Source organism: Zooshikella sp. RANM57 (assembly GCF_050749885.1).
Taxonomy (GTDB): Bacteria; Pseudomonadota; Gammaproteobacteria; order Pseudomonadales; family Zooshikellaceae; genus Zooshikella.
Genome location: NZ_JBOIUB010000005.1, coordinates 239,283 through 255,477, shown reverse-complemented (window position 1 = coordinate 255,477; position 16,195 = coordinate 239,283). Strand labels below are relative to the sequence as shown.

16 protein-coding genes are annotated in these 16,195 nt (G+C 38.8%); 11 read left to right on the top strand and 5 right to left on the bottom strand.

Going from position 1 to position 16,195, the window contains the following annotated elements; genetic code table 11:
* Positions 1-393: 393 nt before the first annotated feature.
* Positions 394-789, top strand: coding sequence for a glycine cleavage system protein H (locus ACQ96U_RS12865; RefSeq protein WP_431721659.1), 396 nt, complete (start codon positions 394-396; stop codon positions 787-789).
* A 186-nt stretch (positions 790-975) separates the two neighbouring features.
* Positions 976-3,855 carry an aminomethyl-transferring glycine dehydrogenase gene (gene gcvP, locus ACQ96U_RS12860; protein ID WP_431721658.1) on the top strand — a complete coding sequence of 960 codons (2,880 nt, stop codon included), beginning with the start codon at positions 976-978 and terminating at the stop codon, positions 3,853-3,855.
* A gap of 222 nt (positions 3,856-4,077) precedes the next feature.
* On the opposite strand, the gene ACQ96U_RS12855 is transcribed toward gcvP, so the two are convergent.
* The 3 genes from ACQ96U_RS12855 to ACQ96U_RS12845 all read right to left on the bottom strand — a co-directional run bounded on the left by ACQ96U_RS12855 (position 4,078) and on the right by ACQ96U_RS12845 (position 6,199).
* Complete coding sequence (locus tag ACQ96U_RS12855; protein ID WP_431721657.1) at positions 4,078-4,707, bottom strand: LysE family translocator; 630 nt, start codon at positions 4,705-4,707, stop codon at positions 4,078-4,080.
* Positions 4,708-5,065: 358 nt separating this feature from the next.
* Entirely contained in the window at positions 5,066-5,254 is a 189-nt protein-coding gene (locus tag ACQ96U_RS12850; protein WP_431721656.1) for a hypothetical protein, read from the bottom strand.
* Positions 5,255-5,686: 432 nt separating this feature from the next.
* Positions 5,687-6,199 (bottom strand): MerR family transcriptional regulator, encoded by a 513-nt coding sequence (locus tag ACQ96U_RS12845; RefSeq protein WP_431721655.1) that lies wholly within the window; start codon positions 6,197-6,199, stop codon positions 5,687-5,689.
* 369 nt (positions 6,200-6,568) lie between these two features.
* Between ACQ96U_RS12845 and ACQ96U_RS12840 the strand changes: the two genes are divergently transcribed.
* Entirely contained in the window at positions 6,569-6,943 is a 375-nt protein-coding gene (locus tag ACQ96U_RS12840) for a hypothetical protein (protein ID WP_431721654.1), read from the top strand.
* A gap of 141 nt (positions 6,944-7,084) precedes the next feature.
* Here ACQ96U_RS12840 and ACQ96U_RS12835 read toward each other — a convergent pair whose 3' ends face one another.
* Positions 7,085-8,383 (bottom strand): hypothetical protein, encoded by a 1,299-nt coding sequence (locus tag ACQ96U_RS12835; RefSeq protein WP_431721653.1) that lies wholly within the window; start codon positions 8,381-8,383, stop codon positions 7,085-7,087.
* Positions 8,380-9,543, bottom strand: a complete 1,164-nt coding sequence (locus ACQ96U_RS12830) for a hypothetical protein (RefSeq protein WP_431721652.1) — start codon at positions 9,541-9,543, stop codon at positions 8,380-8,382. Before ACQ96U_RS12830 ends, ACQ96U_RS12835 begins: the two co-directional genes overlap by 4 nt.
* A gap of 220 nt (positions 9,544-9,763) precedes the next feature.
* Between ACQ96U_RS12830 and ACQ96U_RS12825 the strand changes: the two genes are divergently transcribed.
* The 8 genes from ACQ96U_RS12825 (at position 9,764) to ACQ96U_RS12790 (ending at position 16,185) form a co-directional block, all read left to right on the top strand.
* Entirely contained in the window at positions 9,764-10,615 is an 852-nt protein-coding gene (locus ACQ96U_RS12825; protein WP_431721651.1) for a Dimeric alpha-beta barrel, read from the top strand.
* 75 nt (positions 10,616-10,690) lie between these two features.
* Positions 10,691-11,152 (top strand): hypothetical protein, encoded by a 462-nt coding sequence (locus ACQ96U_RS12820; protein WP_431721650.1) that lies wholly within the window; start codon positions 10,691-10,693, stop codon positions 11,150-11,152.
* Positions 11,153-11,442: 290 nt separating this feature from the next.
* Positions 11,443-12,075: a LysE family translocator gene (locus ACQ96U_RS12815; RefSeq protein ID WP_431721649.1), complete on the top strand. Its 633-nt coding sequence runs from the start codon at positions 11,443-11,445 to the stop codon at positions 12,073-12,075.
* A gap of 272 nt (positions 12,076-12,347) precedes the next feature.
* A complete protein-coding gene (locus tag ACQ96U_RS12810; RefSeq protein WP_431721648.1) occupies positions 12,348-12,671 on the top strand; it encodes a DUF2834 domain-containing protein in 324 nt (107 codons plus the stop codon).
* 92 nt (positions 12,672-12,763) lie between these two features.
* A complete protein-coding gene (locus tag ACQ96U_RS12805; protein WP_431721647.1) occupies positions 12,764-13,138 on the top strand; it encodes a VOC family protein in 375 nt (124 codons plus the stop codon).
* A 298-nt stretch (positions 13,139-13,436) separates the two neighbouring features.
* Positions 13,437-13,922 carry a jacalin-like lectin gene (locus ACQ96U_RS12800; protein ID WP_431721646.1) on the top strand — a complete coding sequence of 162 codons (486 nt, stop codon included), beginning with the start codon at positions 13,437-13,439 and terminating at the stop codon, positions 13,920-13,922.
* 250 nt (positions 13,923-14,172) lie between these two features.
* On the top strand, positions 14,173-14,316 hold the full coding sequence (locus tag ACQ96U_RS12795) for a hypothetical protein (RefSeq protein WP_431721645.1): 144 nt from the start codon (positions 14,173-14,175) through the stop codon (positions 14,314-14,316).
* A gap of 177 nt (positions 14,317-14,493) precedes the next feature.
* Positions 14,494-16,185, top strand: coding sequence for an O-antigen ligase family protein (locus tag ACQ96U_RS12790; RefSeq protein ID WP_431721644.1), 1,692 nt, complete (start codon positions 14,494-14,496; stop codon positions 16,183-16,185).
* Positions 16,186-16,195 lie beyond the last annotated feature (10 nt).

Below are 16,195 nucleotides of genomic sequence, written 5' to 3'. Positions count from 1 at the left end.
CAAGACTTCCATCTTAAATCCAACAGGACAACACTGGATGATTTTCTGTGAGGAAACACCAGAGTTGTACTGAAACGACCAATGGGTCTTTGGATTCAGCCAGTGCAACAGTATTCAGTAAAAGGTATTTGTTGACTGGCTGTTTTTTCAGAGAAACTGAAGAGGATGCGAATCAATACATTACAGATAATAACTAGAAAACATTGAGTACTGTGTGACTGCCAATTTTAAACATAATCATTAAACATTCTGTTTTGTTGAAACGGGAATGTAAAAAATTCGATAAACCTGTTGCTTAATATGTCATAAAAGCGCGTTGGCAGCAGTGTGAGTACTATTTTGAGAAAATTAACTCCATAAAATTATACGAGGACTAAGCAGAGGACATTCACCATGTGCACCATCAAGTCTGATGTTTTGTATAGTTTTACACATGAGTGGCTTAAGGTTAATGGTGGTGATTCTGTAACCCTGGGTATTACTGATCATGCACAAATGCGGTTGGGCGATATCACTCAAGTATGTTTACCTGAGATTGGACAGCATTTTCAGATGGGGGAAGTTTGTATTGCCATTAAGTCATGCAAGGCAGAAGTGGATATTTTAATGCCATTTGCAGGAACGGTGCTTGCCATAAACGATGAAATTAAGGATAAGCCTGTGTTGCTCAATCAACAGGCGTATCAGCAAGGTTGGTTAATTCAGTTGCAACCAGTTCACCCAGTACCTGCTTCAAAGTTTTTAAATGCTGATGCTTACCAGGCACTACTTGAAACAGAAATTGATTAGTGTTTGTTAAAAGTATCTTTGAATAATAAATAAAGAATTTAAAGCTATTTAATCGTGACCTAAAAAAATTAGTAATAAAAATCACTGATGCGAAGCGGTGCTATGACTCCCAAGTATGGCTTGCTGCACTGCGGATAGAAGGTTCAAATCATTATTAATTTCCGTTGATAGGATGTGAGTAGGGGCATGACAACGCATATGGTTACACTCAGTAGTTTGCTTCCTTATGAAGACTTTATCCAGCGCCATATTGGGCCATCACCTGATGATGTTAAAACGATGCTGGCTGAGCTGGGCATCAGTACCGTTGATGAGCTTATTAAGAATACAGTACCTGCAGCCATTCGTTTATCTGAACCTTTGACGCTGACTGAACCTGTTGATGAAACAACGGTATTAGCACAACTTAAACAGCTGGCGGCACAGAATAAACCTTATAAGTCGTATATTGGCATGGGTTACTATGACACCGTAGTGCCGCCAGTAATTTTGCGAAATGTACTCGAAAATCCGGGTTGGTACACGGCTTATACGCCATACCAGCCAGAAATATCCCAAGGCCGACTGGAAGGGTTATTAAACTTTCAGCAAATGGTGACTGACCTGACAGGCATGGAACTGGCAAATGCTTCACTGCTAGATGAAGCTACGGCAGCAGCAGAAGCCATGACTATGTGTAAGCGTGTTAATAAAAAACGTAGTGATCGCTTATTTGTCGCCAGTGATATTCATCCCCAAACAATTGCTTTGATTAAGACACGTGCCGAATATTTAGGCATACAGGTTATTGTGGGCGCGGTGAGTGATATAGAAAACCATGATGTATTCGCTGGCGTAGTTGCTTATCCAAGTACCTTGGGTGAAGTAGCGCCACTACAAACAATAATTGATGCCTTACATCAGCAGCAGGCTTTAGCCATCGTGACGGCTGACCTATTAAGCTTAGTGCTGTTGGAACCGCCAGGTAGTTTCGGGGCGGATGTTGTGGTTGGTTCTGCTCAGCGGTTTGGAGTTCCTATGGGCTATGGTGGTCCTCACGCGGCCTTTTTTGCCACAAAGGATAAGTTTAAGCGTTCTGCGCCAGGACGAATAATAGGTGTTTCAGTAGATAGTCGTGGCCGTCCTGCACTTAGAATGGCGATGCAAACGCGTGAACAACATATTCGTCGCGAGAAAGCGACCTCAAATATTTGTACAGCACAAGCCTTATTAGCGAATATGGCTGGATTTTATGCAGTCTATCATGGGCCGGAAGGTTTAAAGAAAATTGCGAGACGGGTGCACCGGTTGACGCAAATTCTTGCTACTGGATTAGTTCAAGGTGGTATTACGCCAGAATTTTCACACTATTTTGATACGTTGTTATTAACTACCGGTGAGCAGACTGCAGAGGTGCTTGCCCGGGCAGAAAATGAAGGTATTAACCTGCGCGTTGTCAGCGAACAGCAAGTCGCGATTAGTCTGGATGAAACAACGACGCCTGAAGCGCTTACAGTATTATGGCGTGTTCTATTGGGTGACAAAAGTGATGGCCTACAGGTAACACAGCTAGATAGAGCGCTGGCTAATGCCCCTGCTTTTCCTGATGAATTACAGCGGAAACAAGCATTTTTAACCCATCCTGTATTTAGTCGTTACCACTCTGAAACAGAAATGCTGCGTTATCTCAAGCGCTTGGAGAATAAAGATATCTCGCTGGTACATAGTATGATTCCATTAGGCTCATGTACCATGAAACTTAATGCTACAACAGAGATGATACCTGTCAGTTGGCCTGAATTTTCGGGTATTCATCCTTATGCACCCAGCACTCAGACCCAAGGTTACCAGCAGTTGCTTACATCATTGTGTGAACAACTGGCAGAAATTACTGGTTATGATGATGTGTCATTACAGCCAAACTCGGGTGCTCAAGGCGAATATGCAGGGTTGCTGACCATTCGTAAATATCATGAAAGTATTGGTCAAGAGCAGCGAGATGTTTGTTTAATTCCTAGTTCTGCCCATGGCACAAACCCCGCCAGTGCTTCGATGGCAGGGATGCGTGTGGTCATTGTGGCTTGTGATGAGCAGGGAAATGTGGATTTAACAGACCTTGAAAATAAAGCGAAGCAGTATAGTGATCAATTGTCGTGTGTCATGATTACTTATCCTTCGACACATGGCGTATTTGAAGAAGGTGTTAAAACACTGTGCGAAATTATCCATGAGCATGGTGGTCAGGTTTATATGGACGGGGCTAATTTAAATGCACAAGTGGGGCTCACTAAGCCTGGTCTGATTGGCTCTGATGTATCGCATTTAAATCTGCATAAAACATTTTGCATACCTCATGGTGGGGGTGGTCCTGGTATGGGACCGATTGGCGTTAAGTCGCATCTTGCGCCTTTTTTACCTGGTAACCCTATTAATGCAAATCAGACAGTAGGGCCTGTGTCTGCAGCACCCTATGGTAGTGCCAGTATTTTGCCCATTTCGTGGGTTTACTTGCAATTGATGGGGGGCAAGGGGCTAACTCAGGCCACTGAAATTGCTATTTTAAATGCAAATTACATTGCTAAGCGCTTGGCAGACCATTATCCCGTGCTTTATACGGGTAAAGCGGGTTATGTCGCGCACGAATGCATTATTGATTTACGCCCACTGAAAGCGGCAACAGGTGTGACAGAAGAGGATGTTGCCAAGCGCTTGATGGATTTTGGTTTTCATGCGCCAACCATGTCATTTCCTGTACCGGGTACATTGATGATTGAACCCACGGAAAGTGAATCAAAAGCAGAATTAGACCGTTTTTGCGAAGCGATGATTTATATACGGCAGGAAATTGAGCAAGTTGCTCAAGGCGTATATGCAGTAGAAAACAGTCCATTGCGTTATGCCCCTCATACCCAGGCTGATTTATTCAGCGATGAGTGGACACGTTTGTATACCCGACAGGTGGCGGCTTATCCATTAGCATGGGTGGAAGAAAATAAAGTGTGGCCAACCGTAAATCGCATTGATAATGTGTACGGTGATCGGCATTTAATGTGTTCCTGCCCACCGATTAGTAGTTATCAGGAATAACATTAAATCGGAAATTTTTAAAAGTATTTCTTGTGAGCAATGATCTTAGGGCCAAGGGGAAATCCTCAAGGCCCGTTTTTTTGTTCATTAACTTTCTATGTGAGTACCTGTGTAAATATAACGTATAAAAAATAATTATAAATTTATAAATAAATAATTAATGTACGCTGCATTAATGGTTGAATAGGCTTCTTAGAAATCATGTTTGGAATTTGTATTTCTTTAGCCTAAAGCAAGCCAGATTCCAACACCCATCATTAAGGAACCCGAAATTCGATTGAGTAATCTTACATTGCCACTTTTTTGTAATAGCTTGCTGAGGGTTTTTCCTCCAGAGGCATAAAGAATCAGGCACAGAAACTCAATCAGTAAAATTATACTTATCAATAAAACCAGTTGTGGTACAACAGGAATGTTGGGATTAATAAAGGGAGGTAATAATGAAATAAAAAATGCCCAACCTTTAGGATTGGCTATTGCTGTAATAAAACCCTGTATTGCCAGGTTCAAACGGTCTGTATTGTGTGCCTTATTTGCTACATTGAATGACATTTTTCCTTTAGACCGCCATAGCTGAATTCCCAAGTAAACTAAGTAAGCACCACCTATATATTTTAGTAAATTAAATATGTTGGGGTACTCTAACATCACTGTTGCGATACCGACCACTGAGGCGATGGCGACAATTGCGACGCCTAATAATTCACCCCACATCATCCAGAATGTACGTTTTAAGCCAATGGACATGCCCATTGTCATTGAGAGCATCATGCACATCCCTGGCGTAACAGACACAAAGAAAAAAGTCGGTATAAATAAAGCAACTAACGATAAACTGGTTAGGGTTATCACAACATTCCCCCTTATTTAACTAAGTACATTGGAGTTAACACACTGTAAAAGTACAGTGTTTAGATTTTCTCCTTGAACCGCTGGGTATATGAAAATAAAGCGTATTAGAATTATTGTGCTAATTGATCAATTTTTTTGTTAAGTGTTGTGATCTTATATGGAAATGATATGTATTAGCAAGAGGGTGGGGGTACAGCGTGTATATTGCTAACAAAAAAAGATGGGTATCGTGGTTCTATGAAAGTGGGTGCTTGATGAGATTAAGTTAGAATATAGATAAAGTTACTTCTGACTGGTCTTGTTAAAACATTGCTACAAACAGAAAAGCCAGAAGCATAAATCTAATGGGATCGTTGTGCTATTTTTCGTTATTCTCTTTTTTACCTAAAACAATATGCTGGCGGCCTCTCACGGGTTCTTGACCACTTACACCTTGAGGAACTTCTGTTACTTGTCCACCAGACTTGAGGAATGCTGCCACTTGTTCGTCAATTTGCCTTTGACGAGCCTCACTGCTTAGGTTGTCTTGCTCTTTGTTGCGTGCCATGGGTGCTCCTATGATGATGTGAGGTGGTACATTGTACACGATTTAGCCTTAATGTGCTGGAGAAAATTGAGTTTTTCTTTTTAACGCACAAAATACAGAGGCAAGCAGGCAGTACAAGAACGGGGATCTAACCGTTATATGGCTATTTTTTCCCGAAAAATAGTAGTTCTGTTCCTATTGTGAGACTAGTGGTCAAGATTGAAGATAAGGGAGTATAAAATGCTTTGCTGAAGAGTATAAATAGCAATTACGGCCTTAGTAGAGTAAGTGGCAAAGCTATTGTGCTAGGGCCTGTTAACGCTATTAGAATATCACTGTGATGACGGTAAAAGCACTAATCTAGGCCCGAAGCGTGAAGTTTAGTTGTTCTAAATGAACAACGAGTAGTGCTTTTACCGTCATAACCCTTCGGGCCGTAATTATTGAGTACTTTTACAAGCGCCTGATTTGTTTGATTTCTTCAGGATCAATACCAAGGGACTCTAGAAATTTTTGATGTTCTTCAGGTTCCATTTTTTCAAATTGATGATGCCAGTTTTGCATATCCTGCTCGTTGAATCCCGCTGCGCGCATGATTTCTACCCAACGTTGTTTAGTTACCATGTTTTCCTCCAATAGTTCAGGTTGTTGTAATAAGGCAACAATGGCTTTTTGTTGCTTGCGAAGTTTTTTGATTTCTTCTTCAAGATGCTTGAACTGATCCTGTAGGATTTCTTCTTGAGTTTTGTTATCTCCACGGTTTAATAGTGTGTGTATTTGAGCTACAGGAACCCCAAATGACCGGTAGGCGATAATAGCTTCAAGTCGTCTAACTGCATTGTCGCTATACCACCGATAGCCATTTTCAGAGCGAGTACAGGGTTGTAATAGCCCCATACGCTCGTAATAGAGTACTGTAGCCCGTGAAATAGTAAATTTTTTGGCTATTTGACTCACCGTTAGCATTGCAATTCCTCGCAATCAACTAGGAGATAGTATGAACCCTATACCTATAGACAGGTCAACTGCTTTTTAACACAGTATTTGCAAGCGCTGGAGTAGTGCAACGGTGCCATTGAACAGGGTTTTCTATTGTTTCTTCTGGTAGGTCCAAATGAGTTAGATTCAAATAGCAAACTAAAACGTTGCTAGATAGAAGGTTAGGATATGTCTATTCTTTTTATACAGTGCGTTATTGTGAGGAGAGTATAAAAGATAGATGCTCTTTGTTAACTATTGCTCAATAACTTTTTTATTAATGAATAATTGTTGGGTTGATTGTGAAAAATACTATTTTTATTAGTAATTTTTGACTCATTTTTATATTGACTATTTATGGATATTATTGCACTTATAGAAACGATTGAATCTCGCATTAATAGTTATTGGAATTTTTATACAGTTGTTATTTTTGCTAATGCAGGTTGGGTTTTCAGTCAATATGGGCAATTATCAACCATGACAGCCGTTTTATTGAGTTTTGGTTTAGTATTATTCTTTATTGCTAATTTAAGTTCACAAAAGTCAGCACTTGAGTGTTTATCGGCAGCGAGAGAAGAATTAAAAACATTGCTAAATGTATGTAACTATCAACAGCTTTTTAAACATTACAGTACAGAAAGCATTCTTTATCGTTATAGTGGGACATTTGTATTGCATATTACTGTGGATATTTTATTGATAGTGATCGTGTTTATGGCGACCAAGTAGAGTATCTATACAGCAGTGACTAAATAAGCGCTGGCATTTCTCACTGATATTGTTTAGTAACTCCTAATATTAAAGACGCATAGAAGTGAACCTCAAGCCCTAGCTGTGAATGATTAGGACATTTCTAGGGCGTGGTATAGATTAACTGAGCTCTTCTTCGCTGGTTTCAAATTCATCGATATTGATACTGTCCTCGGCAACTTCCAACGTACTGATTTCATCCAAATGTTCGTTAAAGACTTCTGCTTCAATATCTGATAGTACAGAGGCGACAGCAACGGCTGGCAAGGTAGCAATCATTAAACAGCTGACAGCTGCGGTTGTTACACCTTCAGCAATAGCTGAATATAAGTGGTCTCCATAACCTTGGTAGTCGTTATACTCCACCAAACTGGATCTTACACTGCGACACTTTCCTGAATACTGTTGTGTGGACTGTAATTTCATTTTAGGGACATTAACCAGCCAATTTGACTTGTCTCCAGATAAGTAAAATTTTCGAGTACGGCGCCATTTGCGTTGAACCGAGCTGATTTTAGCTACCCGTTGTTGGCGATCATCAATTTCAGCTTCAAGACCGTCTTCCAAGTTGTTCAGATACTTTAGCTTTTGGGTTAAGGCATGTAGTTGACTGATATAGAGCTTACAATTCGCTGGCAAGACAGCTTGTAACTTATCGACAGGTGTGATTTTCAGATTATTTTCAATATCTTGGCGAATGACCTGAGTGACTGTCGTTTGATAATGCTTTGTAAAATACTGGCAGTCATCTAAATGCTGCTTTTTACGATGTAATTGATTGGCTTCAATCTCTGCATTAGCGATTAATTTACGAAGTTCAAGTTGTTGGGTTTGTAGTTGTTGGTAGGTATTAAGTACTTGATCGGGTGGTTGATGTGTTTGCTGCCCAATATACTTTAGTGCAGAATGAGCTCTAAATCCTTTACAACTGAGTAAGTGCCAGAGCTTGGTTAATAGAGGTTTATCAGAATGCTGTGCCTCTTTAATCAATGTAATGTCTTTTACTGGATACTTTTTTAATTGTTCAAGCAAATTTCCAAGAATAGTCATTGACTCATTAATGGATTGTGTCAGTTGGCCATATTGAGGATGTAACTTTTTACTAAAAAAATCATCAAAGTTTTCGGCATTACATTTTTCAATAAAGTGAAGTGCTTTTTGCTGCTTTTCTTTTTGGGTTTGCAATAAATCAGGTACGTGGACAAACCCTAAATGACAAAGGTAGTCGATATGCTGTTTTTCAATACCTGTGACGAGTAGAGAAGCTAATCTTTCTAATACTTGTTGTTGCTGGTTTTCTATAACATTTATTGATGCTTTAGCTTCATTTCGCTCTTGTTCCAGCGTTTGAATCTGTTCTTTGTAGCAGTTAATGGCAAACGCACTATCGTGTATTCCTTGTTCAGTCGTATAATTCATGTAAATTCTCGATTAAGCGTTGTACTGGCTTGTTCACGTAGTGGGTTGGCGAAAACAAATTCGCCAGGCAGCATCATTGCGGTGTAATCCAATATTTCTAGCGCGGCAAGATAAGCACCTTGCTGCGAAGGGCGTAGTGTAAGGTTATGTTTAATTTGAGTATGTTTTTGGGCAAGTAGGTCTAACATGTCGTCTAGAGGTTGATGCCGCCAAAACAAACACCAGCCATTTGCTTCTCCTTGAGTAGCACGTAAATCCTGGCGGTCCATGCCTTTAGGTTGGGCATAGAATAGTGTGGGTACTTCTGCCGCAAGCAACTCTTCAAAACTATTATAACCTGCTGCTGATAGGGCAAAGTCAATCCCATAGAAAAAACGACTGATTTGGCTTTCCTGACAAGGAATAACACGTTCGTGATAATGAATATGCCCTTGATAGAGTGGACCATAGCCAACCAGAAGTTTTAGATTGGGCCGTGACAGTAGTGTTTTGATAAGATTATCAATACTTTTATCGGCTGTTTCATCGCCACCGCCACCAGCACTGATATAAACCAACTGCTGTTCTGGCTGTAGCCTAAAATAGGCTCTTACTTCATGCTTTTTTAATGCCTTATGTGGATTAAAACCATGAATTTTACCCACACAACGCACTGTGGGATCTTCACTCTGGTGTTCTGGGGCTATAATCAGCGAGTAAAGCTTTTTATGTTTAAGGATCGTTCGGCTATTAGCAATGGCTTCGTCTTTATGACGGTCAATTAAAGCTAAATATTTGCAATACTCTTTGATAAAACCAATCTCATTAAAGGCACCTTGGGGAGCAGTATCTACGATTAACCAATCTGGGTTTAACTGTGATAAATAAGTCGATACCAACATCTTGGCGCGTGAGTTGTAACGTTTTACCGATAAGCCTTGGCGTTTAAAACGGGTTTTACTGGGCAGCTTGATCGTTAAAAAATCATTAGCAACTTGAGATGCATCACTGGTGGTTAGAAATTCAATTTGGTGTATAACACCATAGTCATCAAGTAAAGACCGCAATGCCCGTGCAATATTAAGTTGACGGGCTAAGTGGCCAAGGCCGGTTCCGTTGATCGCATAGAAAACGACTTTAAAAGGACGGTTTGCGCTGAATCGAGGTAATTGATGTGTCATTCACTAAACATGGTTAAAAATCAGTGTGGGTATTAAATGAACCTGAATCAGACAGCATAACGTCCCATTAAATAGACGTCTAGGAAGTGTATTTCATTCTATAAAGTACAATGGACTTTTTATTTATACTTTTACCAAGTACTCATTTATAGTGTTAACAAATACAAATAGTTAATAGGTGTAAAATAGAGTCGGTTTTATATAACAAGAGTAAGGAGAAATGGATAGATTAGTCCCTCGTAACCTCAACACTTCATGTCGTCTTTTAGAAAAAGAAGTTGGACGAGGAAAAATAGCATTAGTTTTTCATATAAGCGTTAATGATGTTGCAGGCTATCAGCATTGGCTTACAGAAAGTCAAAATAAATTTAATAGTAGACGTTTATATTGCGTAAATATTGATCCTGCTCCGAGAGAGGGAATGCTTATTGACCAGCTGGTGATTGATGAGTTTGCTTCTGTCCAGTTAGCATCAGAGTTTATGTCGGTTTATGGCGATGCTCTCAAAGCTCTGTGCAGTATTTATGCCGTGCTTGCGGTTAAGCCCGAGCCATTGATGACATTTTGTGTCGTAAGAGTCATATCATGGTTTATACGGCTATTTAAAGGCGTGCAAGATAAAGGACCACTAACATCCAATTGGAGCGCAGATAATATTGCTGTTTGGCCTGATAAGAAACAGATGGAGGTAGCCAGAAATCAGGATATGGATAAGACTCTTTATGTATATAATTTAAATAAGTATCGAATTGAGGCAGATTATCCACCTTCGGCAAATATTAATAAGCCGATAAGTGGATCGGATGCGTATGATCGGTATGCCAAAATAGCGGGTTTTGAGCTGCTAAGACGAGGGGCTTTTCCTGTTTATGGTGGGAAACCCATGGGGCTTGTGGATGGTGAACCTGATTGTATGTTAGCAGATCACTGGGATAAATTTATCTTTGTCCGTTATCCAAAACGTCAAAATTTATTAACATTAATTGAAAGTGAGGCATTCCAGCAGGGGCAAATTCATCGTGATGCGGGTTTGGAGCGAGCCGCTATTTTTTTAGGTGAGCCTGTAGAATAACGTATCCGATGAGACTAGACCAGAACACTCCGCGCCGGTGCGCTTAAACATTAGAAATTATCAAGAGTATGCGTCATGGGAAGACAAATTATTTCAAAAAAAGATGTAGTTGGAACTTTAAACGGAAAACTTGATGGTGTAATGATGGCTGGGCAAGGAACAGTTAATATCCTTTCCACTCCTACAGAGTCATTACCTGCCCAAGTTGATGACTATGCCTCTAAACTCGTGAAATATATCCCGGCGGAGGTTGTCGCGTTGTACATTGCGTTAAATTCAATATTAGTGTCTTCTGATAAAACAGGCACTATGTTGTATTGGATTGTTTTTTTAGTTTGCTTGGTGGGAACAGGGTTATATCTTTGGAAAGTAGCTAAAGTGACTAAAATTTTGCAAATTTCTATTTCCGTTGTTGCTTTTTTTGTATGGGCTTTCGCTCTAGGTGGACCATTTGAATATTTGGATTGGTATGAACCGCTATACGGTGCGTTACTTTTGCCAATTTACACTTTTTTTATACCAATGTTTGAGCCCTAGATTTCTAATTGTGCTAGAGCTGGCTAGATATCAGCTCTCACCACATCATCCTATATGAGGAACCGTATAGGACCACTGTATAACATTGGCTTGATTGTATAGAAATTTCTATGTTTGATGTATGTTATTTTAGGACGTATACCAAAAAGCCATAGCCACATACAACAGTGGAGTATTACAAGCTATAAGGGTTTTACAAAGTAAGCTAAAGTTGTAGCACTTTGTGTTACTGTACTGGGCTTACGCAAGTGCTTGCCGTTGCTTGCAGTGTTTAGCATAGGGGAAAGTAAATGGAAATTAATTCATTACTATTGTTTGTCGTAGCATGTTTAACAATCAATTTAATTCCAGGACCAGATGTTATTTACATCGTATCGAATACGATGAAAGGTAAGATGGCTAGTGGAATAAAAGCTGCGTTGGGGTTAGGTGTCGGTTACATTGTTCATACATTGGCAGCTTGTTTGGGTTTATCTGCCGTTATTCTAAGTTCCGCTTTAGCTTTTAGTATTGTTAAATGGTTAGGTGCTGCATACTTAGTGTATTTAGGTATCCAAGCATTAGCGTCCATGTGGATGGGGGGCAGTCAAATTGTGGTAAGTGAGAGTAATAAAAATAAAACTAACCACAATGTCTTTGTGCAAGGTATTGTAGTTAGTATTCTGAACCCCAAAGTCGCTTTGTTTTTCCTATCGTTCCTTCCACAATTTATTGATACATCTACAGGTTCTGCTTCAGGGCAACTTTTGGTACTCGGCTTGATATTTAGTGCTTTAGCGACCTTGTGTAATGGGCTGTATGCCACAGCAGGCAGTTGGTTGTTCAATCGCCCAAATTCCAACAGATATTCTCGTGTGCTAGAAGGGTTTTCTGGCGTGCTGTTAATAGGTTTAGCAGGGAAAATCGCAGTCAGTGAGCGATAGATAAGGGGGGTAAGTCGCTTTTTCAAAAAGACTTCTGTCAAGAGTTGGAAAGTATAAATAAGAAATCTAGACAGTCCTTATTAATGGTAACTTTGTAAAAGCCACTTTTTTAAAGTTCCTTTGGCCAAAGTCTGCATAACGGCCCTTCGAACATGCTGTGACTCCTTACCTGGAGGCTTGGTTGCCCATCGAAATATTACAGATGTTTATTTAATAATGCTTCAGCGGTTAATGTGGGGATAGTGCAAAAAGAAAGACAAGGAAGTTAGAGTATGAAAAAAGTAATAATCCCTTTGTTGCTATTAATTGTATTCAGTGCTTATACGCTTTACGTAATGGTAACAACAAGTCAGCCCCTTTTAGATTTCGGCATAGAATTAATGTCTAGTTTAGATACTGCTCAGGTTGTAATTGATCTCTATATCATGGCAGGTTTAGCGTGTGCTTGGATGTATTTTGATAATAAAAAAAGGGGGAGGTCATTTATTTCCCTAATACCCTATTTTTTTATCACCGTAATATTTGTTTCAATAGGGCCTTTGCTTTATTTAGTCTTGAGGTATGGTAAAGATGTCCAAATCAAAAAAAAGGTATAGCAAGGGGCTGCTAAGGATTGGTTACAGTTGGCAGTGTTTGAGGTGTTATGTATGAATACGTGTTCTCAGCACAAATTTAATTAGGAAATATTATGATAAAAATTACGGTGAGTATTGATGTCACTGACTTAAAACAAGCAGAAACCTTCTATATTGAGGCTCTTGGTTGTAAGAAAATTAGAGACCAAGGATCTAGTATGGTTGTGCTTGGTACAGAGAATTGCGATATATATCTACAGGAAAAAGAAGCTGGAACAAAACCTGTCGTATCAAGTGAGGTCATCCGTGATTATAAACGCCACTGGACTCCTGTTCATATAGACTTCCTTGCAGAAAATGTAGATGAGGTTGTCGAAAAAATACTTCAGTTAGGCGGCCTGCATGAAGGTGGCGAAACGGGTGATTGGGGTTCTATTGCATATTGTGCAGACCCATTCGGTAACGGTTTCTGTGTAATCAATGAATGACACACATAATAAACAAACGGCATCTCAATCGGTCCATCGGTCTACGTAAACTGGGCTTTCTCCGACCAGATCTAGAGCTATAGTCCACAAATTAAATGGTGTTTTGCTATCAGCAAATATACGAATTAGATCATTTTAATGAAAGGACTATACGTATTTTTTGCGTATTGGCGTATTAGGTATTCTGGGTATGATACTGCAATGACATTGGAAATTTTACTTTTTATAAATTAAATATTTTACACATAATTTACTTTGTCAGTTCAATGTTTATAAGTATCGACATAAGGATATGATTATGAGGACATTACTTTCAGTAATGGCAATGAGTGTTTCTTTGGCAGCAAGTGCTGCACAGTTTGAAGCAGGTATTTCTGGTGGCGGCGGCGGTCAACCCTTTTTTGATAATGTCCCCTCTGATTTTATGGCGCTTCACTCTATTACCGTATGTTCTGGCAGTGTTATTGATTCCATTGAAGTTAAATATGCAGATAGGTCGGGTAATATTCATAGCTATGGAAAGCGTGGTGGAAATGGTGGTAGCTGTAGTACATTGGACTTTACCGCAGGGGAGTATATTACCTCAGTATCTGGTAAGTTTGGCAGTACAGTTGACTCCATGATTATTAGAACAAACAGAGGCAATGTGTTAGCAAAAGGCGGTTCTGGTGGGTATAGCGACTATAAGTACACTGCTAACGCCCAGTTTAGTATTGTCGGATTTAAAGGTAAAAGTGCAAGGTTGGTTGATGCTATAGGTGTTGTGTATCGCCAAACATACTAAAAGTAAGAGTTAGCATCTTATAAATAACAGACTTTTACGAACCACTTATTTTTGTATATCTAAAGTAGCCTTGACCAGGCTACTTTGTGGTGTTACTGAGTTTATAAAAGCAAGTGTTCTAACTTCGTATTCTTCCCTTCAAAAGCGGGTACTGTCGTGGACGGTAGATCCAACGACTTTGATTCAGCGAGCTTTTTCGAAATAGTTTTGTTATCATCCGTGCTCTCGGTCACAGTGCTGGTGGTTGTGCATGGCAGATCAATATAATACAGAAGCAGCAGATATTCAGGAAGCAACTCCAATTGCCTTCAAACCATTACCCTACAGTTATGCGAAGCGGCGTGGCTCCAGTTTTGATATTAAGGTGACTCTTTGTCCCATGTGTGATTTTTAGTCTGAACTACCGCGTTATCAAATATCGCTTGGCTATTATTTGATCTAATACTGTTAGTGCTATTGATTTCTATTGAACACAGTTAGAGAAAAGATTGAGTGTAATTTATACAAAGCGGTGCATGTGTTGTAGCGAAGAGAATTTTTTGAGTATTTTAGTTGTAGTAGTCGTGAATATATGAGAAATACAGTTCTTGTCAGTAAACAATTTTTTATAGAGTATAAAAGTACAACTATATTTTTAATTGTGGGTGCTTTAATTTCTATATTGCATATCAATGTATTTTACTACAGTCATGATACTCCAAAATGGGTGGTTTTTGATTTATTTCTTTCTGCTTATGCATTATTTTGTATGGGAGGTAGGCGTGTTCTGTCTTTTTCATATATTGGATGTTTTGTTTTAATTATTTTATATTTTATGCTTTTAAGTTTGGTTTGGTCTCCGCATAAGGTTGCAGGTTTAGAATTTATTTTGCGTTTTGTTTTAACGTTTCTATTTGGTTATTGTTTGATTGTATGCGAATCAGAAAAAAAATTGTGGCACTTGTTAATGATTCTAGTACTTGTGTCAGCTTTTGCGTTTAGTACTGTTTTTATGATTGAACATTATGTGATGAAAATTACCTATAATGTGGGTAATTTTTCACCTATTGGTTTTATGAATAATGCTGGTCAGGTTTTCAATATTTGGATACCTGTCCTTGTTGCATACTGTTTTCAAGCACGGAATAGAAAAGTATTAATTTTGTCAATCATTATATTGTTGTTGATAGTCCATGTCTTAATGGAAGCAGCAACAAGGGCAACCATTGTAGGTTTGATGATCAGTGAGCTTGTAGTATTCTTTATTGTATTAGTCAAATCACGGTCATTTAAACAATCTATACGTTTTATATTGATTAATATACTACTGCTTTCTGGATGCTTAGTTTATAGTTTTCTTAATGTCAGCAGTACTGATCGAATGTATGATAAGCTGACATCATTTACTGATAGCCAGACCTATAAAGGTATGGGTAGTCGTTATGATATGTTTGTTAATACGTGGGAAATGGCTAAAGATAATCCTCTGGGAGTTGGGGTGAATAACTTTGAATATATTCATCCTAAATATGCATTTCCTGGTACGGATCATGCCTCTCCAATGGTTAGTGAAAAAGTTATTCTTCGCACGCCACATAATATTATATTAAAAATGTATAGTGAGCTGGGAATTATTGGGGGAACATTTTTTGCTTTTTTACTAATGTGTTTATTTTTTTGTGCATTTTATAACGCATTAAAAGGTGAGATTTATGATAAATGGCTACTAATTGCTACAATGTCAACGCTCTTTCACTCATTATTAAGTGCTGTGTTTTTGACACCCGTTAGTTTGTTTTTTTCAAGTATATTGTTTGCAGTTATTATTAAACGTTTTTATATTAATTTTAATGTTAGGTTTGAAATCGCAGTTAAAATACCTAGAGGTGCGTACGTCTTGTTGCTATTAGTACCCGCAATGTCATTGAGTTGGATGGCTTCGGAGTTTTACGCATTTAGAGGTTTGGTGAGGCAAGATATTAGCGATCTTGAATTATCCTTAAAGTTTAACTCGAGTAATGATCGTGCATTATATAACCTATCACAAATTAGATGGTATCGGTTTAAAGATAGTAAGGGAAGCCTGAAAAACATTGATGAGTTTTTATCGTTGTATCCATACCATATCAGTGGCCTTATGATAAAGGCCGAAAGACAGTGGTTATTAAAAGACTATATTGGTGCTAATTATACGTTAAGTAAACTCTTATCTTTTTATCCAAAATTTGATAGAGCTAAGAGGTTACACTTCATGGTTAATCAACACTTAAGAAAAACAACATAGACATCAGGAG

Excerpts from the sequence above, each read along its gene's own strand:
- gcvP (WP_431721658.1), top strand. The coding sequence starts at position 976 with ATGACAACGCATATGGTTACACTCAGTAGTTTGCTTCCTTATGAAGAC.
- ACQ96U_RS12790 (WP_431721644.1), top strand. The coding sequence starts at position 14,494 with ATGAGAAATACAGTTCTTGTCAGTAAACAATTTTTTATAGAGTATAAA.
- ACQ96U_RS12845 (WP_431721655.1), bottom strand. The coding sequence starts at position 6,199 with ATGCTAACGGTGAGTCAAATAGCCAAAAAATTTACTATTTCACGGGCT.
- ACQ96U_RS12840 (WP_431721654.1), top strand. The coding sequence starts at position 6,569 with ATGGATATTATTGCACTTATAGAAACGATTGAATCTCGCATTAATAGT.
- ACQ96U_RS12820 (WP_431721650.1), top strand. The coding sequence starts at position 10,691 with ATGGGAAGACAAATTATTTCAAAAAAAGATGTAGTTGGAACTTTAAAC.
- ACQ96U_RS12805 (WP_431721647.1), top strand. The coding sequence starts at position 12,764 with ATGATAAAAATTACGGTGAGTATTGATGTCACTGACTTAAAACAAGCA.
- ACQ96U_RS12815 (WP_431721649.1), top strand. The coding sequence starts at position 11,443 with ATGGAAATTAATTCATTACTATTGTTTGTCGTAGCATGTTTAACAATC.
- ACQ96U_RS12865 (WP_431721659.1), top strand. The coding sequence starts at position 394 with ATGTGCACCATCAAGTCTGATGTTTTGTATAGTTTTACACATGAGTGG.
- ACQ96U_RS12800 (WP_431721646.1), top strand. The coding sequence starts at position 13,437 with ATGAGGACATTACTTTCAGTAATGGCAATGAGTGTTTCTTTGGCAGCA.
- ACQ96U_RS12825 (WP_431721651.1), top strand. The coding sequence starts at position 9,764 with ATGGATAGATTAGTCCCTCGTAACCTCAACACTTCATGTCGTCTTTTA.
- ACQ96U_RS12835 (WP_431721653.1), bottom strand. The coding sequence starts at position 8,383 with ATGAATTATACGACTGAACAAGGAATACACGATAGTGCGTTTGCCATT.
- ACQ96U_RS12810 (WP_431721648.1), top strand. The coding sequence starts at position 12,348 with ATGAAAAAAGTAATAATCCCTTTGTTGCTATTAATTGTATTCAGTGCT.
- ACQ96U_RS12830 (WP_431721652.1), bottom strand. The coding sequence starts at position 9,543 with ATGACACATCAATTACCTCGATTCAGCGCAAACCGTCCTTTTAAAGTC.
- ACQ96U_RS12850 (WP_431721656.1), bottom strand. The coding sequence starts at position 5,254 with ATGGCACGCAACAAAGAGCAAGACAACCTAAGCAGTGAGGCTCGTCAA.
- ACQ96U_RS12795 (WP_431721645.1), top strand. The coding sequence starts at position 14,173 with ATGGCAGATCAATATAATACAGAAGCAGCAGATATTCAGGAAGCAACT.